The organism is Paraburkholderia sp. J7 (assembly GCF_905220155.1).
Lineage (GTDB): Bacteria > Pseudomonadota > Gammaproteobacteria > Burkholderiales > Burkholderiaceae > Paraburkholderia.
Window position 1 is genome coordinate 11,446 of the sequence record NZ_CAJMYZ010000008.1, and the last position, 22,771, is coordinate 34,216.

The 22,771-nt window shown below is 64.4% G+C and carries 21 protein-coding genes; 5 read left to right on the forward strand and 16 right to left on the reverse strand.

The genetic code is table 11. The features are described 5' to 3' along the window. Positions 1-24 precede the first annotated feature (24 nt). From U5A58_RS14735 to U5A58_RS14770, 8 genes are all read right to left on the reverse strand, one after another. Positions 25-1,029 (reverse strand): ABC transporter permease, encoded by a 1,005-nt coding sequence (locus U5A58_RS14735; RefSeq protein ID WP_233271699.1) that lies wholly within the window; start codon positions 1,027-1,029, stop codon positions 25-27. Continuing rightward, positions 1,026-2,573: a sugar ABC transporter ATP-binding protein gene (locus U5A58_RS14740; RefSeq protein WP_415774232.1), complete on the reverse strand. Its 1,548-nt coding sequence runs from the start codon at positions 2,571-2,573 to the stop codon at positions 1,026-1,028. Before U5A58_RS14740 ends, U5A58_RS14735 begins: the two co-directional genes overlap by 4 nt. Positions 2,574-2,655: 82 nt before the next feature. Continuing rightward, on the reverse strand, positions 2,656-3,765 hold the full coding sequence (locus U5A58_RS14745) for a sugar ABC transporter substrate-binding protein (RefSeq protein WP_321933253.1): 1,110 nt from the start codon (positions 3,763-3,765) through the stop codon (positions 2,656-2,658). A gap of 124 nt (positions 3,766-3,889) precedes the next feature. Beyond that, entirely contained in the window at positions 3,890-4,525 is a 636-nt protein-coding gene (locus tag U5A58_RS14750) for a class II aldolase/adducin family protein (RefSeq protein WP_321962145.1), read from the reverse strand. A gap of 71 nt (positions 4,526-4,596) precedes the next feature. Beyond that, complete coding sequence (mtnA, locus tag U5A58_RS14755) at positions 4,597-5,673, reverse strand: S-methyl-5-thioribose-1-phosphate isomerase (RefSeq protein WP_321916432.1); 1,077 nt, start codon at positions 5,671-5,673, stop codon at positions 4,597-4,599. Between the two features lie 70 nt (positions 5,674-5,743). Continuing rightward, positions 5,744-7,003, reverse strand: coding sequence for an S-methyl-5-thioribose kinase (gene mtnK / locus U5A58_RS14760; protein ID WP_321961954.1), 1,260 nt, complete (start codon positions 7,001-7,003; stop codon positions 5,744-5,746). Between the two features lie 35 nt (positions 7,004-7,038). Next, the gene (locus U5A58_RS14765) at positions 7,039-7,752 is read right to left on the reverse strand and encodes a GntR family transcriptional regulator (protein ID WP_321916428.1); all 714 of its coding nucleotides are present in this window, start codon (positions 7,750-7,752) and stop codon (positions 7,039-7,041) included. A 126-nt stretch (positions 7,753-7,878) separates the two neighbouring features. Then, positions 7,879-8,559: a MarC family protein gene (locus tag U5A58_RS14770; protein WP_321961955.1), complete on the reverse strand. Its 681-nt coding sequence runs from the start codon at positions 8,557-8,559 to the stop codon at positions 7,879-7,881. 476 nt (positions 8,560-9,035) lie between these two features. On the opposite strand from U5A58_RS14770, the gene U5A58_RS14775 reads away from it, so the two are divergent. Then, entirely contained in the window at positions 9,036-9,845 is an 810-nt protein-coding gene (locus U5A58_RS14775; protein ID WP_321961956.1) for a serine hydrolase, read from the forward strand. 20 nt (positions 9,846-9,865) lie between these two features. Here U5A58_RS14775 and U5A58_RS14780 read toward each other — a convergent pair whose 3' ends face one another. The 6 genes from U5A58_RS14780 to cyoA all read right to left on the reverse strand — a co-directional run bounded on the left by U5A58_RS14780 (position 9,866) and on the right by cyoA (position 15,101). Beyond that, positions 9,866-10,483, reverse strand: coding sequence for a histidine phosphatase family protein (locus U5A58_RS14780; protein WP_321961957.1), 618 nt, complete (start codon positions 10,481-10,483; stop codon positions 9,866-9,868). Between the two features lie 267 nt (positions 10,484-10,750). Next, complete coding sequence (locus U5A58_RS14785; protein WP_321916424.1) at positions 10,751-10,948, reverse strand: CsbD family protein; 198 nt, start codon at positions 10,946-10,948, stop codon at positions 10,751-10,753. A gap of 136 nt (positions 10,949-11,084) precedes the next feature. Further along, positions 11,085-11,459: a cytochrome o ubiquinol oxidase subunit IV gene (cyoD, locus tag U5A58_RS14790; RefSeq protein ID WP_321961958.1), complete on the reverse strand. Its 375-nt coding sequence runs from the start codon at positions 11,457-11,459 to the stop codon at positions 11,085-11,087. Continuing rightward, a complete protein-coding gene (cyoC, locus tag U5A58_RS14795; RefSeq protein ID WP_321961959.1) occupies positions 11,456-12,055 on the reverse strand; it encodes a cytochrome o ubiquinol oxidase subunit III in 600 nt (199 codons plus the stop codon). The genes cyoD and cyoC overlap by 4 nt, the downstream gene beginning before the upstream one ends. A gap of 3 nt (positions 12,056-12,058) precedes the next feature. Then, entirely contained in the window at positions 12,059-14,068 is a 2,010-nt protein-coding gene (gene cyoB, locus U5A58_RS14800; RefSeq protein ID WP_321961960.1) for a cytochrome o ubiquinol oxidase subunit I, read from the reverse strand. Positions 14,069-14,075: 7 nt separating this feature from the next. Next, the gene (cyoA, locus tag U5A58_RS14805; protein ID WP_321961961.1) at positions 14,076-15,101 is read right to left on the reverse strand and encodes a ubiquinol oxidase subunit II; all 1,026 of its coding nucleotides are present in this window, start codon (positions 15,099-15,101) and stop codon (positions 14,076-14,078) included. Between the two features lie 171 nt (positions 15,102-15,272). Between cyoA and U5A58_RS14810 the strand changes: the two genes are divergently transcribed. From U5A58_RS14810 to U5A58_RS14825, 4 genes are all read left to right on the forward strand, one after another. Continuing rightward, entirely contained in the window at positions 15,273-16,667 is a 1,395-nt protein-coding gene (locus U5A58_RS14810; RefSeq protein WP_321961962.1) for a PLP-dependent aminotransferase family protein, read from the forward strand. A 133-nt stretch (positions 16,668-16,800) separates the two neighbouring features. Then, entirely contained in the window at positions 16,801-17,919 is a 1,119-nt protein-coding gene (locus U5A58_RS14815) for a porin (protein WP_321961963.1), read from the forward strand. 292 nt (positions 17,920-18,211) lie between these two features. Continuing rightward, positions 18,212-19,108, forward strand: coding sequence for a fructose bisphosphate aldolase (locus tag U5A58_RS14820; RefSeq protein ID WP_321961964.1), 897 nt, complete (start codon positions 18,212-18,214; stop codon positions 19,106-19,108). 161 nt (positions 19,109-19,269) lie between these two features. Next, on the forward strand, positions 19,270-19,974 hold the full coding sequence (locus tag U5A58_RS14825) for a transglycosylase SLT domain-containing protein (RefSeq protein ID WP_321961965.1): 705 nt from the start codon (positions 19,270-19,272) through the stop codon (positions 19,972-19,974). Between the two features lie 24 nt (positions 19,975-19,998). Here U5A58_RS14825 and U5A58_RS14830 read toward each other — a convergent pair whose 3' ends face one another. Together U5A58_RS14830 and U5A58_RS14835 are read right to left on the reverse strand one after the other, a co-directional pair. Further along, positions 19,999-21,360, reverse strand: a complete 1,362-nt coding sequence (locus U5A58_RS14830) for a DUF1254 domain-containing protein (protein ID WP_321961966.1) — start codon at positions 21,358-21,360, stop codon at positions 19,999-20,001. A gap of 56 nt (positions 21,361-21,416) precedes the next feature. Continuing rightward, complete coding sequence (locus U5A58_RS14835) at positions 21,417-22,736, reverse strand: DUF1254 domain-containing protein (RefSeq protein WP_321961967.1); 1,320 nt, start codon at positions 22,734-22,736, stop codon at positions 21,417-21,419. Positions 22,737-22,771 lie beyond the last annotated feature (35 nt).

The window sequence follows — 22,771 nt, forward strand, 5'->3', positions numbered from 1 at the left end:
CACCGCTAACGTTGACTTCTGCGTTCAAAGCTTGCGCCGTTGGCTCAACGCGTCGAGCAAAACGGCTGCGAGAATCACGCCGCCCTGGATGAACTGTGTCCAGAACGGATTGACGCCAAGCAGCGAGAGCCCGACATTGATCACGCCGATCAGCACGACGCCGATGAATGTGCCGACAATCGAGCCGCGGCCGCCCGCGAGCGAGGTGCCGCCAATCACCACGCCTGCGATCACCTGCAGTTCCAGCCCGTTGGCGGCCGACGGCAACGCCGAATTGAGGCGCCCCGCGAGCACGATGCCCGCAATCGCGGCCGTCACGCCCGCGAACATGTAGGTCAGAAAGATCACGCGGCTGACCGGAATACCCGCGAGCCGCGCCGCTTCCTTGTTGCCGCCCACAGCGAACACCTGGTGACCAAATTCGGTTTTTCGCAGCAATACGTGCCCAATGACGAATACGGCCAGCATCACGAGCATCGGCGCGGGCAAGCCTGCAAACGTCTTCGCACCGAAAGCGGTAAACACATTGGGGAAGTCGAATTTCGTGCGCCCGTCCGAAATGGCAAGCGTGAGGCCGCGCCCCATCGCCATCATCGCGAGCGTGACGATGAACGGCACGAGCCGCAGCCACGCAATGCCGAAGCCGTTGAGTGCGCCCACGGCCGCACCGGTTACGAGCGCGATGACGAGGCCCGCCACGCCAAGGCCAACGGCGTCGGGGCTCGCCCCGGCCATCACCGTCGCCGCCACCATGCCGCTCAGCGCGACGAGCGAGCCCACGGAAAGATCGATGCCCGACGTGATGATCACGAACGTGCCGCCCACCGCCGCGATGCCGACCACGGACACCTGCACCATGATGTTGGTGAGCGTGCTCGTGGTGAGAAACTCCGGCGAGGCCAGCGAGAGCGCAACGCAGATCAGTACGAGCGCCGCAATGAGCGGTCCGAGGCCGCTGCGCATCTGGCGCAGCACGCGCTGTTGCAGGGTGGGTGTTTCTTCACGCGGTCGAACCGTGGTGGACGTCATGCTGCAACTCCGGTGGTAGCCCATTGAATGATCGTCTCCGAGCTGGCGTGCTCGCGCGCGACCTCGCCGACGATGCTGCCGCGATACATCACGAGCACGCGGTCCGACATGCCGAGCAGCTCGGGCAGTTCGGAGCTGACGAGCACGACGGCTGCGCCCGCGCGCGCCATCGCGACGATATGCGCATAGATCTCTGTCTTCGCGCCGACGTCGATGCCGCGCGTGGGCTCGTCGAGCAGGATGACTGCCGGCGACGTGGCGCTCGCGCGCCCGAGAATCACTTTCTGCTGATTGCCACCCGAAAGATTGCCGGTGAGCGACGTGACCGATGGCGCGCGCACCGCGAAGCGCTCGACCGCCTCGCGCGCGAGCCGGCGTTTTTTCGCGGCGCTAACAAAGCCGCCGCGCACCAGCGCGCGCAAGCTCGAAAGCGCAACGTTTTCCTCGATGCTCGCTTCGAGCACGAGTCCTTCGAGCTTGCGGTCCTCGGCGGTGTAGACAATGCCTGCGCGCATGCCTTGCGTGGGCGAGCGCAGCGCGATCCTGCGCCCGCGCAGCCGCAGTTCGCCACCGGTGAGCGGCAGCGCGCCGCATAACGTTTTCAGAAGCTCGGTGCGCCCCGCGCCCGCAATGCCGCCTATGCCCACGATCTCGCCCGCGCGAATGCTGAAACTCGCGTCGCGCAGAACAGGCGCGCTCGCCACGTTGTGCGCTTGCAGCACCACGTCGCCATAGGGACGTGCCTCCCATGGATAGAACGAGTCGAGATTGCGCGCGACCATGGCCTGCACGAGCGCCGGTTCGTTCCAGTCGGACATCGGCCGTGCGCCGACCGTTGCGCCGTCACGCATCACCACGGCCGAATCGGCGAGTTCGAACACCTCTTCGAGATGGTGCGAAATGAAGATGATGCCCATGCCCGACGCGCGCAGGCGCCGCACCACGGCGTAGAGATGCTCGATATCGTGATGCTGGAGCGCGGCCGTGGGCTCGTCCATCACGAGAATGCGCGCCTCGCGCGCGAGCGCCTTCGCCACCTCCACGAGCTGACGCTTGTTCAGCGGCAGATCGCCCAGGCGCATGGTCGGCGGCACGCCTTCCAGCCCCACCTGGGCGAGCGCTTCGCGCGCCATGGCGTTCGCGCGGCGATGATCGACGAGGCCATAGCGCCGCGGCATGCGGCCAAGAAAGAGGTTTTCGGCCACCGTCATGTCGTTGACGAGCGAAAGCTCCTGATAGATCACGGCCACGCCCGCGTCGATCGCGGCCTGTGTGCCGCGCGCGAGACGCACGCCGTCGATCTCGATCGTGCCTTCGTCCGGCTCGTAAGCGCCGGAAAGCGTCTTGATGAGCGAGGACTTGCCCGCGCCGTTCTCGCCGACGATCGCCATCACGTGCCCGGCGTGCAGTTCGAGGCTCACGCCTCGCAGCGCCTTCACGCCGGGAAAACTCTTGACGATGCCGCTCATGCGCAAAAGCGGCGGCGCGCCTGTCCTGCCCTCCGCGCGCGTGTTCTCTTGCTGCGATACGTGCATTGCGTGCATTGCCGAACCTGATTCGCGTTTCATCCGTTCATCCCGGGCGCCGGCGCACGCAACGCATGCGGCCGGCGCTTAAGACCGCCCGTTACTGCTTGACTTCGAGCGCCCACAGGCCGTATTGCTTCACGCCATCCGAATCGATATTCGACTTGTCGATCAGATAGGTCGGCCACGCGTAGTTCGCGGGCACGTCCTTCTTCGTCTCGTAGTCGGTGATGAACGTCATCGCCTTGGCGGACATGCCGATCGGGTTCTGCGAAATCGTCGCATCCTGCTTGCCCGCACGGATCGCCGAAAGCGCCTGCGCCGTGCCGTCCGCACCGATCACCATGATGTGGCCCGGGTCGCCGAGCGGCTTGTAGCGGCCCGCATTGTCGATGGCTTTTTCCGCGCCCACCGTGTTGTCGTCGTTCGCGCCGAACACCGCGTCGATCTGCGGATATTTCTGCAGGATGCTCGTCATCGCGTTGAGCGACTTCTCCTGATCGAAGCCGCCTTCCTGGCGCGCGACGACCTTGATGTCGGGATACTTCGCGATCTCTTCGGAGAAGCCCTTTTCGCGATCCGTCGCCGCCGTGGTGCCGATGAGGCCGATCAGGTCCACCACATTGCCCTTGGGCGAGCCGTAACGCTTGCTCAACTGGTCGGCGATCCACTTCGCGCCGGTGGCGCCAAGCGCTACGTTGTCCGAAGCGACGAACGAAGTGACCTTCCCGCCGTCCGAGCCCCGGTCGAGCATGAAGACCGGCACGTTCATCGAATTGGCTTTCTCGACGGCCGGGATAATCGCCTTCGAATCGATCGGATTGAGCACGATCGCCTGCACGCCCTGGCTCAGCAGGTTGAGCGTGTCGTTGACCTGCTGCTGGGCGTCGCCGTTTGCGTTGGTCTGCACGAGATCGAAGCCCTGCTTTTCCGCGCCACGCTCCACACCATTCTTCAGGCCGACGAAGAATGCGTTATTGAGCGTGGCGATCGAAAAGCCCACCTTGATCTTCGTGACCGGCGCCGCCGCGGCTTGCGCCGGTGCGCTCGCGGCAGCGGCATCGCTTGCCGCCGCCGTGGTCGAAGGCGACTCGCTCTTCGAGCAGCCTGCCAGCATTGCGGCGGCGGCGAACATTGTCACGCCGGCCGTTGCGCCCATGCGCGCGCTGCGCGCCACCCATCTGTCGAACCCTGCTGAACTCCACGCCATCACCGTCTCCTGTTTTTGATCTGCTGGTTTTTGACTGACCTGCGAACCGCCAACCGACTGCGTAATCGTTTTTACCGCGTGTGTTGCATCGCCGCGACTGCACGGGCGCGCGAGCGCCCGCGCATTACTTGCGCGGGCCGTAGCCCTTGAACTTCTCGATGACTTCCTCCATTTGCGCATCCGAAAGCAGCGGCGGCTCGCCCAGTTGGCACGCCAGCAAATACTGCTTCGCGAGCACTTCCACTTCGTGGGCGAGCCACAGCGCCCGCGCGAGATCGCGCCCAAGCGCAATGACGCCGTGATGCGCGAGCAGGCATGCGAGCCGCTCGTGCAGCGCTTCGAGCGCGTGGTCGGAGAGCGCCTGACTGCCGAAGGTCGCATACGGCGCGCAGCGAATCGAATTGCCGCCCGCCGCGGCCACCATGTAGTGATGCGCGGGAATGCCCCGGCTGTGAATTGCAAGCGCCGTGGCGGCTTGCGAATGCGTATGGACCACGGCGTTCACGTCGGCGCGCGCGCGCAGAATGTCGCGATGAAAACGCCACTCCGAAGAAGGGCGTTGTGCTTCGAACAGCTGATCGTCGTCGCGCACATCGAGCGGCATCCACACGATGCGCTCGCGCGTAAGCGCGGCGCTCGGCACGCCACTCGGGGTAATCAGGAGGCCGTCATGCCAGCGCGCGCTCACGTTGCCCGACGTGCCCTGATTGATGCCGAGACGCTCCATCTCGCGCGAGGTGTCGACGATCTGCTGGCGCATTTCGGTCTCCGCCCGCACATCGCGCGCGCGTTGCGCCGTCTCGCCCGCACGGCGCGCTTCGCTCGCGCCGCTCACGCTGCCGCTCCGGTCGCGAAAAGCGCCGCCAGATTCGCCTCGAATGGTGCGCGTACGATGCCGCGCTCCGTCACGATGCCGGTCACGAGCGCATGCGGCGTCACGTCGAACGCCGGGTTGCGCACCTGGATGCCCTCGGGCGCGGTGCGTTGCCCCGCGAGATGCGTCACCTCCGCGGCGCCGCGCTCCTCGATCACGATGTCCGCGCCGCTTGCGGTACGCAGATCGAGCGTGGACGAAGGACATGCCACGTAGAAGGGAATGCCGAAATGCTTCGCAGCGATCGCCACGCCAAGCGTGCCGATCTTGTTCGCGACGTCGCCATTCGCGGCCACGCGGTCGGTGCCGACGATCACGAGGTCGATAAGCCCCTGGGCCATCAATGTGGGCGCCATGCTATCGGTGATCAACGTCACGTCGAGCCCCGCCTGCTGCAACTCGTAGGCGGTGAGCCGCGCACCTTGCAGGAGCGGTCGCGTTTCGTCCGCATAGACACGAAACGCCACGCCGTCCCGATGCGCGCAGTAGAGCGGCGCGGTCGCCGTGCCGATGCCGGCCGTGGCCAGCGCACCGGCGTTGCAGTGCGTGAGCACGCCGCTGCCGGGTGTAATCAGCGCGCGCCCCGCTTCGCCGATCTGCGCGCACAACTCGATATCCTCTTGATGAATGCGCTTGGCCTCGGCAACGAGCGCTTCGTACTGCGCTGTTCCCGTCGCGCCCGGCGTGGCGCGTGCGCGCGAAAGCATCCGCTCTAGCGCCCAGCGCAGATTCACCGCTGTCGGCCGCGCGCTGTCCAGATACGCGGCGTGCGCTTCGAGCCGCGCGAGAAAAGCATCGCGTGAATCGGCCGGCTCGCGCCGCATCGCCACGCACAGCCCGTAGGCGGCGGCGACACCGATCGCGGGTGCGCCGCGAACGCGCAGTTCGTGTATCGCGCGCCAGACCGCCTCGACCGTGTCCACGGTTTCGACCACGCACTCGCGTGGCAAACGTGTCTGGTCGAGCAGATAAAGGGTGCCGTCGCGCCACTCGATGGTGGGGGGAAGACTCGATTGTTGCGCCTGCAACGTCATACTTTCTCCGTCGATGCGGGTTGTCCGGACTGTTCGGGCTCCGCCGCTCATTGTGGCAGCCGATTTTCGCTTACGCCGATTCCGCGAGTACCTGAGCGGCCAGTGCGGTGACCGCCTCGATCGAAGCCAGCTCGCGACGCCGCACCAGCAGCGCTTCGGCAAGTTTCAGGCAACGCACTTCGATCTGCGCACGCACTGTGTCGTCCTTGATACTGGTAATCTCCGCCACCTTCGCCATGCCCACGATGCGGCGGATCATCTTGCAGCCCGCAAAGCCGAGCGTATCGGCGAAGAGCCGCCTGATAAAAACGTCGCGGAAGGCCTCCGCCGCAGGCGTGCCTGCCGGACCGCCAATGTACGCCTGGCCCGTCTCGCGCTCGTGCGTGCGCCAGATCTGCCCGAACTTCTGCGCGAAAGCGTTCCATACCGCCTCGACTTGTTCGAGCAGCCAGCCCTGGTATGCGGCGGGCTCACGCCCTGCCTCGCGGTCGTGCCAGTCGCGCGCGTAATACGCGAGCAGCAGGTTCGCAATGAACGCGCCGGTATCGAAGCCCATCGGCCCATAAAAAGCGAACTCGGGGTCGATCACATAGGTCTCGTGCTCGTTCGCCATGATCGAGCCCGTATGCAGATCGCCGTGCACGAGCGTTTCCGCATGGTTCATGAAGGCCCATTTCATCTCGCCCGCCGCGATGCGCAACGGCTCGTGCGTGCGCAACCGTTCGATCGCCGCCGCGGGCAGCGCGGGGCTGTAGACGTTCGAAGGATGATCTTCGAACGGGAAGGTGAAGACGAGTTCCTCGGTGATCTTGCACAATTCCGTATTGATGTCGCCGCCCACCGCCGCTTTCTTCGCGTCCGGCGCAAGATAGAGGTCGGAGCCATGGAACAGCGTGCGCGCGAGATACGTGGAAATGTGCTCGGCGAGCCGCGGATACACGACGCCGTCGATCAGCCCCCCACGCAGCACGCGATGCGAATCGAGCCGCTGCATGACCATGAGGAACTTCTCGTTGTCCGCGTGAAAAACGCGTGGCACGTGCTCCGGGCACAGTGCGCCGAAGCGCCGCAACGCCGCCACTTCGCGCTCCATGCGCTCGCGCGGCAAGGGCCACGCTTCGCCAACCAGCCGCAGGTACGGCGGCGCCTGCTTCACAACGACGCTCAGGCGCGGGTCGCGCGCGCTGCTCACGAAGTAGACGTAGTTGAGGTTGCCGTCGCCCACTTCGACGACCTGCAATTCGCTGTCGTCGCCAAGCCTTGCGCAAACGGCCGGAATACCCAGCAGGTATTCGGTCAGTTCGGAAGAGCTGAAAGCTTCGAAGTGCATACGTTTCCTGTCGGGAAAATGGGCCGCTGGCCCGCCTAACGTCGCTTGCGCACGAGATCGAACTTGAAAATGCTGGCGTTGTAATAGTCGTTGCTGTAGCAGACCGCGCGACCGGTCTCATCGAAATCCACTTCGTCGATCAGCAGAAACATGCCGATGTTCTCCTGCAATTCCGGCAAATCGCGTGGGGTGAGAATGGTCGGCTGGATCGAACTATGGGTGTGGGAAAGCCGCACGCCCGCGCGCTCCAGCGTGCCGAACAGCGACTCGCCCAGTTCATGCCCTTCCAGCAACGCCTTCGGCACGATATCGATGCAGTACGCGGCAATCGCGTCGTCGGCGCGACGCACGCGCTCGAACCGCACGCAGGGATCGCCTTCGGCGAGGCCGAGTTTTAGCGCGAGACTGCCGGAAGCCGCGATCGTCCTCACCTGCAAGCGGCTCGTGGAAGGCACCGCCCCGACACTGCGTATCATGTCCGTCACAGACATCAGATCATCCAGACCGCCTTGCAGCTTGAGCGTAATTTGTCTGACGAAGGTCCCCTTGCCGTGCACACGCGTGAGAAGACCGTGGGAAATCATCTGCGCGACCGCCTCCCGCAGGCTGGAGCGGCCCACGCCCAACAGCTCGCAAAGTTCGGGCTCCGGCGGGATTTGATCGCCCGGCTTGAGCGAGCGCTCGCGGATCATTTCCAGCAGCGAATCCTGGATTCGCTCGCACATCGACTGATCGACGCTCAGGCGCATGTTTGCCGCATCGTTGCGTGGGTTGGGTACATAGGGCTCCAATCTACATCAGACGTCTGATGTCTTGGCTCGTGGTTTTCCCTCTCATGCGGCGCAACATGACGATGGCCGCGGCGGCGCGCGGCGTTATTTGATACTGACCGAAAGCGCCGCGGACTCGAGCAGTTCTTCGAGCCCGAGCCACAAAATCTGCAGGCCGATGCACAGCAGCACGAATGCGAGCAGCCGCATCAGCACTTCGGTGCCAACCGGCCCGAGCCGCTTGCCCACGTGCCCCGCGAAACGCACGCACAGATAAATGCAGCCGCAAAGCACGATCAGCGCGAGCAACACGCCCACGACATTGACGAGTTGCACGTGACCGCGCGGCCGGCCGGTGCCCAGCGCAATCGCGACCGCAATCGACCCCGGCCCAACGGTGACCGGCAGCGTGAGCGGATAAAACGCCGTGGCGCGCAGCGTCGCTCTGCGCACCGGGTCCGGCGGCGCCTGCGAGGCCGAGCTCTCCCCGCCGTCGGACGATTTGTGAAGCAGATTCCATCCCGCGAACGCAATGACCAACCCGCCCGCGACCCGCAAAACCGGTATCGATATGCCGAAAAACGAGAGCACATAGGCGCCCATGATCAGCGAACCGAGCAGAATGAACAGGCTGTTGATGGCGATGATGCGCGCGAGAAATGCGCGGTCGCTGGCGCTCGCATGCGGCAGCATGCTCAGCACGATGAACCCCGCCGCCGGCGGATTGAGCACAGGAAAGAGCCCGGCGAAGACGAGGAGGAACGTGTCGGAGAGTTGATTGAGCATCTCTGCGCCCCCTTGGCTTCGCGAAGTATATGGCCCGCTCGAGGCCCGTTCCATACGACGATGGTCCCACCGAACGATGATTATGGAGCCGGAATGGAACTTCATCGTCCAATGTGGCTCGAACAAAGCCGCCAAAATCCCAACGCACGCAGCACAAAGCCAGCGTTCAAGCCCAACTGTCGATGCCACTCGTTTCCCGACTTCGGTTGCTGCCCAGTCTACTCGTGCTGATTGCCGCGGGCCTCGCGGCTGGCGCGTCTCCCGCTTCGGCTCGCGCTACCGTTCATCACACGGCGGCCGAAGGAACTGCTCACGCACCGTCCAAAAAGAAAAAGAGAGTCGCGCACAAGACGAAACCGGCACATCGCTCGATGCCTGCCGATGCACCCGCCACCAGACTCTCGGGACCGAAGCGCCGTACCAAACGTGCGAAACCGAAGCCCAGCTCGCCGCCGGTTCCTCAACACACAGCACACGTGAGCGCCAAGAACGCGCACACCCCTCGCCTGCTCGCGCGCTGCGGCTTCACGCCGGCGTCGCGCAAGCAGCTCTTTTCGCATGCGATCTACGTTGTCGACGAAAACACCCACACGCCGCTCTACGCGCGCAACGCCGACGCAGTCGCGCCGATCGCGTCGGTGTCGAAACTCATGACGGCGATCGTCTGGCTCGACAGCGCGCATGCGCCGCTGCAACAACAACTCTCGGTCACGACCGCCGATCTCGACACGCTCAAATTCACGCATTCGCGCCTTGACGTCGGAGCCTCACTCACGCGTGCCAACATGCTGCACGTCGCGCTGATGTCCTCGGAAAACCGTGCAGCTGCGGCGCTCAGCCGCGACTATCCGGGTGGGCGGCCTGCGTTCATCGCGGCGATGAACGCGAAAGCACAGCGTCTGGGCATGACGCACACGCATTTCGCCAACGGGACCGGGCTTTCGCCGCAGAACGTTTCAACCGCGCGCGAGTTGGCGAGCCTCGTGCGGGCGGCCAATGGCTATCCGCTCATTCGCCGTTATTCGATCGACCATGAGGAACGCGTGGCCACGGGCCACGGACAGTTGCAGTACGTGAACAGCAATCGGCTAGTGCGCTACGGTCAGGTGCGCGCGAGCGTGCAGAAAACCGGCTTCATCAACGAGTCCGGCCACAATATGGTGATGCGCGTGATGGTGCACGGGCGGCGGCCCGTGATCGTCACACTCCTCGGGAGCGCCACCCCGGAGGGTTCGCGCCTGGACGGCGTGCGTGTTGCGCATTGGCTGTCGTGTTCCTTGCGCTGAGCAAACGCGCCAGGGCTACTTCACATCAACGCCCTGCGTTCGCCGAGCGCATTCCAGCGGCGTATGGCACGGCTCTCGTGGTCGAAGCCGAGAATGCTCACCGAAGCCGTGTCGAGATACAGATGCTCGCCTAGCGCCGCCGAACCGGAAATCCAGCAGCCCGCCAATGCGCGCAGGAAATGCGCGTGCGAAAACAAGGCCACGCGGCAATGCATGGCCAGCAAGCCGTCGATCACCGCCGCGGCGCGCGACTGAACGCGCGCGAGATCCTCCCCCTGCGCGATGGGCGAATGCCACACGCTCCAGTCGGGTTCGGTCTTGCGGATGTCGGCGGTCTTGAGGCCTTCGTAGATCCCGTAGTCCCATTCGTGCAGGTCGGCCGAAATTCTCATCTCGCCGCCAAGGCCCGCGAGCCGGCACGTCTCGATGGCCCGTGCCATCGGGCTGCAAAGCACCGCGTCGAAGCGCTGCGTGGCGAGCGACGGCGCCAGCGAGCGCGCCTGCTCGCGTCCGTGCTCGGTGAGCGCAATATCGGTGCGCCCGGTGTGCTGCCCAGAGAGGCTCCACTGCGTTTCGCCATGACGGATCAGCCAGACTTCGCGCAGTCCGGAGGACACGCTGGCAGGATTGGCAGACATCGGAAACTCCACGTTCGCGCCCCGCGCGGGACACACGGGATGCCTGCAGCATACCTGTTTCGAGGACATTTCGCCGCGCCGCGCGCCGCGCCGCGGCCACCGTGTTTCACACGGAATAATGAAGGCATATCGAAAGCGGCGAGGTCGCCGTGCCGCGCCGTCTCACCATCGATTGGCACTCCGTATCGATTCGCTTTCGCCGCATGTGCACAGCATGACGCCGCCGCCTCTTGCGAGACGGCGGCGCCGTGGGTTAGCCATCGTTCATCAGTGATGGCGCTTGATGTCCTTCGCCATGTCCTTTGCGGCCTCCTTCATGTCACCAACGTTCTTGCGTGCCTGGCCGGCTTCCTGCTGGAGGTCGCCCTTCAATTCACGCGCCGGGTTGTCGGTTGCGCGGCCCACGGCCTCGTTGATCTTGCCCTTCACCTTTTCAGCCGTGCCCTTCACCTGGTCCTTGTTCATGGTCCCACTCCACGTAAAAGCGACGGTGTGTCGCGACGCTTCGTGTAGCGCATGCACTGTGCCCGAGGTGCCAGATGGCCGCGCGCTGCCGTATTCCGCAGCGCGCTGATTCAGGGACGCAACGTATTTTCTGTCGTCAATCGTGCGCCATGGCCCGGTCGATCGAGATCTGCGTGGGCATCATGTTGACGTTCGCGTTGTGCATGACCCACAGCGAAAGCCCGACGATCACCGCAATCAGAAACGCCGTGCAGATAAAGATCGCCGTATTCGAACGCTGCTCGCGCGACGCGCCGATATGCAGGAAATACACGAGTTGCACGACAAGTTGCGCAATACAGAGCACGACGATGGCGGCCAGCCCGAAGCCCGGCGAAACGACTCGAAACATCACGACGCCGAACGACGCCAGCGTGAGCACGAGCGAGAGCACGGTGCCGATCATGTAGCCCTTGAGGCTGCCGTGCGACGCGTCATGCACGGCGTGATGAGTGGCATAAGATTGGCTCACAGGAAACCTCGCAGATAAACGAATGTAAACACACAGATCCACACGAGATCGAGAAAGTGCCAAAAGAGGCTCAGGCACGCGAGGCGGCGGCGGACCGTGCCGGTCAGGCCGAACTTGAAGGTCTGGTGCATCATGATCGCGATCCACAGCAGACCGGCCGTGACGTGTAGTCCGTGCGTGCCGACCAGCGTGAAATACGCCGACAGGTACGCGCTCGTGCCGGGTCCCGCGCCATCGGCGATGAGTTTGGCGAACTCGTTCAACTCCATCGCGACAAAGCCCGCACCGAACAGGAAGGTCACGGCGAGCCACACGATCACCTGGCCGCGCCGCTGCGCGTACAGATTGAGCATGGCCATGCCGAAGGTGACGCTGCTCGCGAGCAGCAGCAGCGTTTCGCCCAATACGTACGGAAGTTCGAACAGATCCTTCGCACCCGGACCGCCTGCCGTCGCATTCGCGAGCACGCCGAAGGTGGCGAAGAGCGTCGCGAAGATGAGGCAGTCGCTCATCAGGTAGATCCAGAAGCCTAGTGTGGTCTTGGCGCTGTCGTCGTGACCATGACCATGGGCGTGAGTAGTAGCAGCGTGAGCCATGGTTTAAGCCATCTCCTCGAGTTGCTCGGATTGATCGATACGCCGGATGCCGAGTTGCCTGAAGCGCGCGTTCTCAATGCGCTCGACCTCGGCCGCCGGGACCCAGTAATCCACATCCTGGTCGTAGGTGCGCACGATGAACGTGGCGATCATGCCCACGAGCCCCACCGCCGCGAACAGCCACATGTGCCACACGATCGCAAAGCCGAACAGCAGGCTGAATGCGGCGATGATGAAGCCCGCGCCGGTGTTGCGCGGCATGTGGATGTCTTCGTACTTGCGCGGCTGCACGTAGGCGCGGCCGGCTTCCTTGTTGTCCCAGTGCTGCTCCATCGAGGTGATCTCCGGCAGCACGGCGAAGTTGTAGAACGGCGCAGGCGAAGCCGTCGACCATTCGAGGCTGCGGCCGTCCCACGGGTCGCCGGTCACGTCGCGGTTCGCTTCGCGATCACGCAGGCTCACGACGATCTGCACGATGAACGCAAGAATGCCGAGGCCCACGAACACTGCGCCCACGAGCGCCACCACGAGCCACGGATGCCACTCGGCCACTTCGTAGTGGTTCATGCGGCGCGTCATGCCCTCGAAGCCGAGGATGTAGAGCGGCGTGAACGCGAGCCAGTAGCCGATCAGCCAGCACCAGAACGACACCTTGCCCCAGAACTCATTGAGCGTGAATCCAAACACCTTGGGGAACCAGAAGCTCACGCCTGCGAGGCAACCGAACACCACGCCGCCGATGATCACGTTGTGAAAGTGCGCAACGAGAAAGAGCGAGTTGTGCAGCACGAAGTCCGCGCCCGGCACGGCCAGCAGCACGCCGGTCATGCCGCCCACCGCGAACGTCACCATGAAGCCGATGGTCCACAGCGTGGCGCTGTGATAGCGAATGCGGCCGCGATACATCGTGAAGAGCCAGTTGAAGAGCTTCACGCCGGTCGGGATCGAAATGACCGTGGTCATGATGCCGAAGAACGCGTTGACGTTCGCGCCCGAGCCCATCGTGAAGAAGTGGTGCAGCCAGACGAAGAACGAGAGAATGCCGATCGACGACGTGGCATAGACCATCGACTTGTAGCCGAATAGCGGCTTGCCCGAGAACGTCGCGATGATTTCCGAGTACGCACCGAACGCAGGCAGGATCAGGATGTACACCTCCGGATGACCCCAGACCCAGATCAGGTTGATGTACATCATCGCGTTGCCGCCCAGCTCGTTCGTAAAGAAATGCATGTCGAAGTAGCGGTCCATCGTGAGCAGCGCGAGCGTGCCGGTGAGCACAGGGAACACGGCGACGATCAGGATGTTGGTGATGAACGCCGTCCACACGAACACCGGCATCTTCATCATGTCCATGCCCGGCGCGCGCATGCGCAGGATCGTGACGATGAAGTTGATGCCCGAGAGCGTGGTGCCGAGACCCGACAGCTGCAACGACCATATGTAGTAATCCATACCAACGGTCGGACTATAGCCAAGCTCCGATAGCGGCGGATACGCTACCCAGCCCGTAGCCGCGAAATCGCCCACGAACATCGAGACCATTACGAGCACCGCGCCCACGACGGAGAGCCAGAAGCTCAGCGAGTTGACGAACGGATAGGCCACGTCGCGCGCGCCGATCTGCAGCGGCACGACCACGTTCATCAAGCCGAGAATGAGGGGCGTGGCCACGAAGAAGATCATGATGACGCCGTGCGCCGTAAAGATCTGATCGTAGTGATGCGGCGGCAAATAGCCCGCCGAGTCGCCGTATGCGAGGGCTTGTTGCGCGCGCATCATGATCGCGTCGGCGAAACCGCGCAGCAGCATGACGACCGCAAGAATGATGTACATGACGCCGATACGCTTGTGATCGACCGAGGTGATCCACTCGCGCCACAGATAACCCCACTTGCCCGCGATCGTGATCGCGGCGAGCAAGGCGAGGCCGCCGAGCACGACGACTGCGCCCGTGCCCATGATGATCGGCTCGTGCCAGGGAACGGCGTCGAGCGTGAGTTTTCCGAACATGGTGTGATTACTCCGCTGCCAGAATGGCGCTACGGTTGAACGTGAGTGCCGGGGCGCTTGTGCCAGGGGTCACGCTGTGAGCCGCGCCGGGGACCGTGCCGCAAATCGGGTTGCCGTGCACGTCGCGCATGTATTTGCCGACCACGCCGTCGAACAGGCCCGGCGCGACATTCGAATAGAGCGTCACGGGCGTCTTCTCGCCGGGTTGCGCGAGCTGTTCGTAGGCCGCGCGGCTCAGCATCGTGGGCGACGCCTTGGCTTGCGCGATCCACGCGTCGAAATCGGCGCGGCTCTTGGCTAGCGTGTCGAAATGCATGTCGGAGAAGCCCGGACCGCTGAAGGCCGCCGAGCGGCCCGCATACACGCCGGGCTCGTTCGCGATGAGGTGCAGCTTCGTCTGCATGGCGGGCATCGCATACACCTGGCTGCCCAGTTGCGGAATGAAGAACGAATTCATCAGCGACTCGGCGGTGAGGTTGAACTCAACGGGCGTGTCCACGGGAATCGCGAGCTGGTTCACGGAAGCCACACCGTAATCCGGGTAGATGAACAGCCACTTCCAGTTGAGCGCGACCACGTCCACGCGCACCGGCTTCGTTTGCGATTCGATCGGGCGATACGGGTCGAGCGAGTGCGTGGTGCGCCAGATGAGCACGGCGAGCGTGAGCACGATCACGCAGGGAATTGTCCACACCACCACTTCGATGGCCGTGGAATGCGACCAGCGCGGCGCGTAGGTCGCGCTCGTATTGGAAGCGCGGTAGCGCCACGCGAACCACAGCGTGAGCGCGATCACGGGAATCACGACGAGCAGCATCAGCCCGAGCGCGATCAGAATCAGATTCTTTTCCTGCACGCCGATATCGCCCTTCGGGGCGAGCAGCGCCATGTTGCAGCCGCTGAGCAGCACGAGCGGCCCGGCCGCCGCGGCGAGGGCAGCCCGGCGCGCAAGGCGTGCAAGAAGCGGAGGACGTGATGAAGAAGGCGGGCCGGCCGTAGCGGCCCGCCCTGAGCGAGGGTCTGGATTGCGCATGTCTGGTTCCAAGGTTGACGTTCGCGCAAACCCATCCATACGTGCTCACTCTGCTGCCGCACGAGCCGCCCCGCAGGGCCGCACAGAAGCCATACATAGCCTATATGTATGGATTTACGCGCTTCATGCACGCATGCTAGAGTAAGACATGACGCATACATCCGCGACACAATGACACACAACCAACCTGCCGAAGGCAGCGGCGAGATCAATGTGTGGGCCACGGCAATGCAGTCCGGCAATGGCCCGCGCTATCTGCGGCTCGCCGACTTCATCGAAGGCGCGGTGGCGCAAGGCACGCTGCGCCCCGGCGAACGCGTGCCCGCGCAACGCAGCCTCGCCACCCTGCTTTCAGTCGATCTGACCACCGTCACGCGCGGCTTCAACGAAGCGCGGCGACGCGGGCTGATCGAGGCGCGCGGGCCACTTGGTACGTTCATCGCCGCGCCACGCGCCGAGTTGCTGCAGCGTGTGGACCTCAGCATGAACATTCCGCCCGCACCCGCTGGCCTCGACATGAACGCGCTGCTGCGCGAAGGCATGGCGCGCGTGCTGGTACGCAGCGACGCCGATCTGCTGATGACCTACCACATGGGCGGCGGCGGCCGCGCCGACTGGCAAGCGGGCGCGAAGTGGCTGCAGCCCATGCTCGGCCCCGTTGCGCCGGAGCGGGTGGTGGTCTGCCCAGGCGCACAAGCGGCGCTCGCCGCGCTCATCCTCGCCTTCACGCAGCCCGGCGACGTCATCCTCGCCGAGCCGCTGCTCTACCCGGGCCTGCCGCACGCGGCGGCGCAACTGGGCCGCCGTATCGAGCCCATTGCCGTCGATGCCCACGGCATGCGGCCCGACGCGCTGGAAGCAGCTTGCCGCGAGCACGCGGCACGGCTCATCTACCTGAATCCCACGCTGCAGAACCCGACCACGGCGACCATGCCAGAGGCGCGGCGCCTCGAGATCGTGCGGGTCGCGCAGCGCTGCGGCGCGCGCATCATCGAAGACGATCCTTATTGGCGCTTCGCGCCCGATGCGCCCGCGCCGCTCGCGCGCATCGCGCCCGCTCAGGTCTGCTATCTCGCGACGCTGTCCAAAACGCTCTCGCCTGGTTTGCGCACGGCCTATCTCGCGCTGCCCGATGAAGAGGCGCATACGCGCCTCGTGAGCGCGCTGCGCGCGTTCTCGCTCATGGCCGCGCCGCTTACCAACTCGCTCGCCACGCACTGGATCGAAGAAGGCATGGCCGAGCAAATCTTTGCCGATGTGAAGACCGAGGCGCGCGAGCGCCAGCGCGTCGCGGCGCACACGTTGGGATCGTCGGCGGGCGCGGGAATTCATCTCTGGTACACGCTGCCGCGCTACTGGCAGGCACGCGAACTGGCCGTCGCCGCGAGCAGCGAAGGCCTCGCCGTCGCGCCCTCCACGGCATTCCAGCAAGGCCCGGAAACCGCGAACGCGATCCGCATTTCACTAGGCGCGACGGGCGGCCGCGAACAGTTGCAGGCCGCGCTGCGCAAGCTCTCGGCGCTGCTCGCGAACGACCGCGGCACACAGACGCTAGTGATCGTGTGACGACCACGATTCATGCAAGAACTGCAATTTCGCCATGAAAACAATGCAGTAGACAGCTAGTTTTGGCGGCCCTCTAATTAGCACGGTCATGCTTTTTTGATGACTTTTCACACAATTAGAGGAGGAGACTTTCATGCGGGCACGCGTGCATGGAATGTGTGGCATCGCGCTGGCGCTGGCCGCCGGCGGCGCAGCGGCAGCCGATTCGAGCGTCACGTTGTACGGCGTCGCCGACACGTATCTGCAATACCTTGGCAACGGCGGCACCCATACGTTCGCCATGAAAAGCGGTGGCTCGACGGGCTCGCTGTTCGGCCTGAAGGGTGTGGAGGATCTGGGCGGCGGCCTCACGGCGCAGTTCACCGTGGAGTCGGGCTTCAACATCAACAACGGCGGGCTGTTCGCCGACACCAGCACGCTCTTTTATCGCCAGTCGTGGGTGGGCCTCAAGGACGAGCGCTACGGCTCGCTCACGTTCGGCCGGCAGTACGACGCGAGCTTCCGCGTGGTGTATCCGACCGACCCGTTCAAGGTCGACGAAACGCTCTCGCCGTTCGCCGCTTTCGTGCTCACGCCCGAGCGCAACACGCTCTCCACGCAGTACGACGGCGGCCGCCTGAGCAACTCCGTTCTGTATCAGACGCCCAAGCTCTACGGCGTGCAGGCCTACGCCATGTACGCGTTCTCGGCCACGGTTACGCAGCCCGTGCCGGCGACGACGGGCAACGTGCTGAACCTCGGCATCAACTATTCGGGCGCGGGTCTTTATGCCGGGTTCGCCTACCTGTATCAGCATCCCGGCCAGGAGACGATCACGGGGCTGCCGGGGCCGCTCACCCTGCTCGGCACCGAGCATTTCATCGGCGCGCTCGCTTATCGCATCGGCATCGTCAATCTTCAGGCGAACTACTCGTACCAGCGTGCGAATGATCCGGCGGCGCACACGCTCGCCGCAGTGCTCGGCACGGCGCATTCGCTGAGCATCGCCGAGGTCGGCGCGACGATTCAGGCCACGTCAGTCGACGAGATCCAGCTCGCGGCGCTGTATCGCAACGTGCGCGGCGCGCATGACAACACGCCGGGCTTCCAGATCGGCGCCGACCACTGGATCTCGAAGCGCACGAGCTTCTACGTGCGGGCGGGCTACTTCAAGAACAATGGCAGCGCCACCGTGAGTTGGCCCGGCGTGAGCGTGACCCAGGCGGGCACGAAGCAGTACATGGCGGCGCTCGGCATGACGCATCGGTTCTGAGGGGCGCGGCGGCGCGAGCCACGTCGCGCACTCGCGTGCACCAGCACGCGCCGGCAGGAATCAACACGCGCAAGCGCGGCTTTCACGGCTCGCGCTTGCGCTTTTTTGTGGCTTGCCCTGGCATCGCAATTGCTACGGTCTACCGTTTCGCTTCTTCGGTGCGGCTGCGCGGCCGCGCCCACATAATGGCAAAGACGCAGCTTTACGGCGCAAGTACACTCGGCGGAGGAGCCGACGGCCGGATTCGAGTAACCGCGCCCGCAAGGGCGCTCCAATTGCGGGAGAGACGAGAATGGCAAACGAGCAAATGCTTGCGCAGATGCGCGACAAACCGGGCTTCATCGCGGCGCTGGACCAGAGCGGCGGCTCGACGCCTGGCGCGCTGCTTCAGTACGGCATCCCCGAAAGCGCGTATAGCGGCGACGCCGAAATGTTCCGCCTCATGCACGAGATGCGCGTGCGCATCATCAGCGCCCCCGCATTCACGGGCGAGAAGGTGATTGGCGCGATTCTCTTCGAAGCGACCATGGATGGCCAGGCGCAAGGCAAGCCGGTGCCCGACTTTCTCTGGAACGAGCGCAGCGTCGTGCCGTTCCTCAAAGTCGACAAGGGTCTGGAGGCCGAAGCCGACGGCGTGCGCCTCATGAAGCCGATTACGGGCCTCGACGCCCTGCTCGAGCGCGCGGTGAAGGCAGGGATTTTCGGCACCAAGATGCGCTCCGTGATCGAGCATGCCTCGGCTTCGGGCATTGCTTCGATTGCCGCGCAGCAATTCGCCTTCGGTGCGCAGATATCCGCCCACGGGCTCGTGCCGATTCTCGAGCCCGAAGTCTCGATCAAGGCCCCCGACAAGGCCAAGGCCGAGAAGCTCCTGCGCGACGAACTGCTCAAGGGTCTCGACGCACTGCCCGCCTCGCAAAACGTGATGATCAAGCTCACGATTCCCGATACGCCCGACTTCTATCTGCCGCTCATCGAGCATCCGCGCGTGGTGCGCGTCGTGGCGCTCTCCGGCGGCTATTCGCGCACAGACGCGTGTGCGCGCCTCGCGAAGAATCATCGAATGATTGCAAGCTTTTCGCGCGCGCTCATCAACGACCTCACGAAATCGATGAGCGACGCCGAGTTCGACGCCACGCTCGCCGCGAGCATCGACGAAATCTGGAAGGCATCCGTGCGGAAGGACTGAACGCGGCCTGAACCCGCCCTGAACCCTGCCCGAAGCCACGCCGGGCGCGACGCCCGGCCCTGACGCCGATCCGGCACGTGAAAACTGGATGACACGCAGCCGGCCTCATTAATCGGGGCCGGTTATACTTGCGCCTTCGTTTTTCTTCTTATGCACCGGCCATGAGGCAGTTACTCTGCCTGCTCGCCCTGTTGCCGGCCCTCGTGCAAACCGCGGCCGCGCAGGCGCAGCAGCAGGCGCCCGCTAGCGACAGCGTCAGCGCATCGGCGGCGAGCGCGGTTGATCCCGCAAGCTCGCCCGCCGCTTCCAGCGCCGTTTCGAAATACCTCACGCAAAAGTTCGGTCTCGCGAAAGAGAAGGCCGCGCAGATTTCGCTCGCCGTGACCGGCGCCGCCGAGAAGTATTCGCTGCCGCCTGCGGTATTGCTCGCCATCATCTCGATCGAGTCGCGCTTTCGCGAAAAGGCGCATGGGGCGAACGGCGCAACCGGACTCATGCAGGTCGTGCCGTCGGCGCATCGCAATATCCTGCATAACAAGGACCTCACCGACCCCGAGGTCAACATCGACGTCGGCTCCTCGATCCTCTATGGCTACGAGCGCGCCGCGGGCGGCGACCTCAACGCCGCGATGAAGAACTACGGCGGCTCGAAAGCCTATGCGGAAAAGATCCGCACGCGCGCCATCGAGTTCAGCCGGGTACTCGACACGGCGAGCGCCCCTGCCGCAAGCGATGCACCTGTAAGCGCCGGGCTCGCGGCTTCGGCGGCCGGGGCCGGCTCCGCGCCTGTGGCGGCGCCCGCGCCGGTGTCGGCGGCATCGGCTCAGGCTGCCGTGCCCGGCACCGCTTCCGGCAGCGCGCGCTAACACCGCCGCGCGCGCCGCCTTCGCTCAGACGCCCTTGGCCTCACGCTGGATCGCCGGATAGACGAAGGTGCGCGCGAGATGCGTTTCGCGCGGCACATACAAGCGCAGTGCGAGATAGAAGCGCTCCGCAGGCGCAGGCAGCCAGTTGCGGCGCAAGGTCGGTTCGTCCGGCTCGCGCGCCGAGATGGCGATGCGCAGGCCGCCGTCGGCGTCGTATTCCAGGCCGCTCGTGCGGTCGCCGATCGAGTAACGCCCAATGGCATTTTCGGCCAGCATGTAAGTCGCCTTTTCGTAGGCGGTCAGCGACCAGAAAGCGTCGACTGCTGGCAGGTTGCCCGGCGCGAAGTGCAGTACATACGATGCGTTGCCGTCGAGTACGGCGCCCTGTGCGTCGGTATCGGCGGTGATGTACATCGCCTCCTGAGCCCCTAGCACGCCGATATAGCAAAGCGCCGCCTGGGCGCGCGTGCGGTAGTCCTCGCCAAACGTTGCGCGCACATCCACCGGCAACGCCCACCCTCCGCCCAAGGCGAGTGGTGGCTCGTCTGCAAGCTCGTGCGTGACGTGCGCAAGCGCCCTTTCGAGCAACGCGCGCTGTTCTTCATCGAGCGTCTTGTCAACGCAGGCAGCGCCGATTCCGCATGCCTCGAAGCGCGCGACATGCGCGCGCGCCTCACGTGGCGGCGGCTCAACAGCAAGCAGGCGATTCACGACCTGCGCAAAACGGTTCACATCTCCGAGCTTTTCGCCTGGCTGCATAGCGGCGTCGATCAGCTTGGGCACCTGCGCGGCGCTGCCGGGCGCCGGTTCGACCGTGAGCTGGTCCTGCAAATGGTTGGCTGCCTCGAGATCCGCTTCACCGTCCACCAGAATGCGGCCGATCAGCCACACCGTGCTGGTGGGACACGCTATCGCTTGCATGCCCTCGGGCACGTCTGCGCTCCAGTCCGGTCCATGCAGAAAGAATGCACCCGCGTCGCTGCCGGTGGTGCGCGTGCCGATATAACCAAACGGATTGGTATAAATGTCGAGCAGGCCCAGCACGTAGTAGCGCACTTGCATGGCGGGCACGCGGATGACGATCGGCCCGTCGCTCAGATCGAACCACGCACAGGAATAGAGCGTGTCGTTATTGGGCGTCACCACGCGGCGGTTCTGAGGGCCCTGCAGCACACGCGTATGAAACCATTCGTTAGCCCAGCGGTTGGGCGATTCCGGCGACTCGCCTGCGGGGCGCCCCGTGCGATCCACGCGCGGGCCGGTCGCCGAACGCATGCGTGCCATTTCGTAAAGCGGAAGCGCGAACTGGACCGCCTCGACGGCCAGATCGAAGCGGGACTGATCGGATGAAAGCGCGGCAATTTCGGGGGATTCGAATGAAGACATGATATTTCGTATAGCGAATTAATGTGAATCGATGGGATTGAGCATTCGGACGCGAGTCAGGCCGCGACGGCGCGCACCGGCGCAATGGCATAGCGTCCTTCGAGAAACGATGCCTGCGGATGGTAGAACCGCAGGATCAGATAAAAGCCTCCTGCCGGCGCGGGAAGCCAGTTCGACTGCGAGCTCGGCGCTTCGTGCTGGATCTGGATGCGCAGGCCTCCGTCCGCGTCGTATTGCAGACCGGGCGTGCGATCGCCAATTGCGTAGCGGCGTATCGCGTTGTCGGCAAAGTAGCGGTCCGCGCCATAAAGCGAGAGCGACCAGAGCGCGTCGACGGGCGGCAATTCGCCAGGCGGAAAATAGAGTTCATAGCGGCGGCGGCCGGTTAGCCGCTCGCCGGCTTCGTCGAAATCGGCGGTTGCATAGACTGCCTCGTCGGCCGCAAGCGCGCCCAGCCCCTTCATGGCGATGCAGGCGCGCAGCACGTGAGCGTGGCCGTAGCGGCCAAGTCCGAGGCTGTAAGTCCAGCTGCGCCGCGCGCGGCTTTCCGTGAAGGCGAGAATCAACCGCTGGGCGTCGGCGTAGGCAAGCCGCAGGCCTTGCTGCACGGTCTCGGACAACGCCGCCGCGCCGCGCCCGTCCAATGCGCGCACGCCCGCGCGTTCGAGCGCACTGAGCATCGCCGCTTCGTCGTCTTGCGGCGGAAAATCCGCGAACGATTCAAGAACGTTGTCGAAGAAGTCGAGCGCGGCGTCACCGCTTTCGTGCCAATGCCGCACGCAGGCCGGGCCCGCGCCCTGCGCGCCAGCGAGCCGGAAAGCGGCAGCCACGTGCTGCGCTCGCGCGAGATCGTCGTCGCCTTGTACGAGTACGCGGCCCAGCATCCACACGAGTTTCGAGGGGCACGCGAGTGGTACACCGTCGCCAGTCGGGCGCTGTTCCGGCGTGTGCAGAACGAAGCGGCTCCCTCGCGTGCCGGCATTGCGCGGGCTGAGGTTCGTGAAGTTGTTCGTGAAGGCGTCGAGCAGTTCGACCACGTAATAGCGGTCGTCGTCTACGGCTGGAATGTCGAGCACCACCGGCCCGCCGGAAAGATCGATCCACGCATTCAGATAGAGAAAATCGTTAGCGGGCGTCACGATGTCACGGTCTTCATGCGTCCAGCGCTGCATGCTCGCGTGAATCACGTTGAAGGGCCGGCGCAGCGGGCTGGTAGACTGCGCCAGCGTATGCAGCGCACAGGTGCGCATGACCTCGACGACGGGATAACGTGCGATGGCGAGCGGCCCAGCGTACATACGCACCAGCGCGGCGACTGGGTCTTCATGCAGTTTTTCTGGGTTCGCTTCTACAACACTCATTGTTTGGTTGTACATATCAAGATGCCTTGCAAGGATGCTCGCGGAATAAA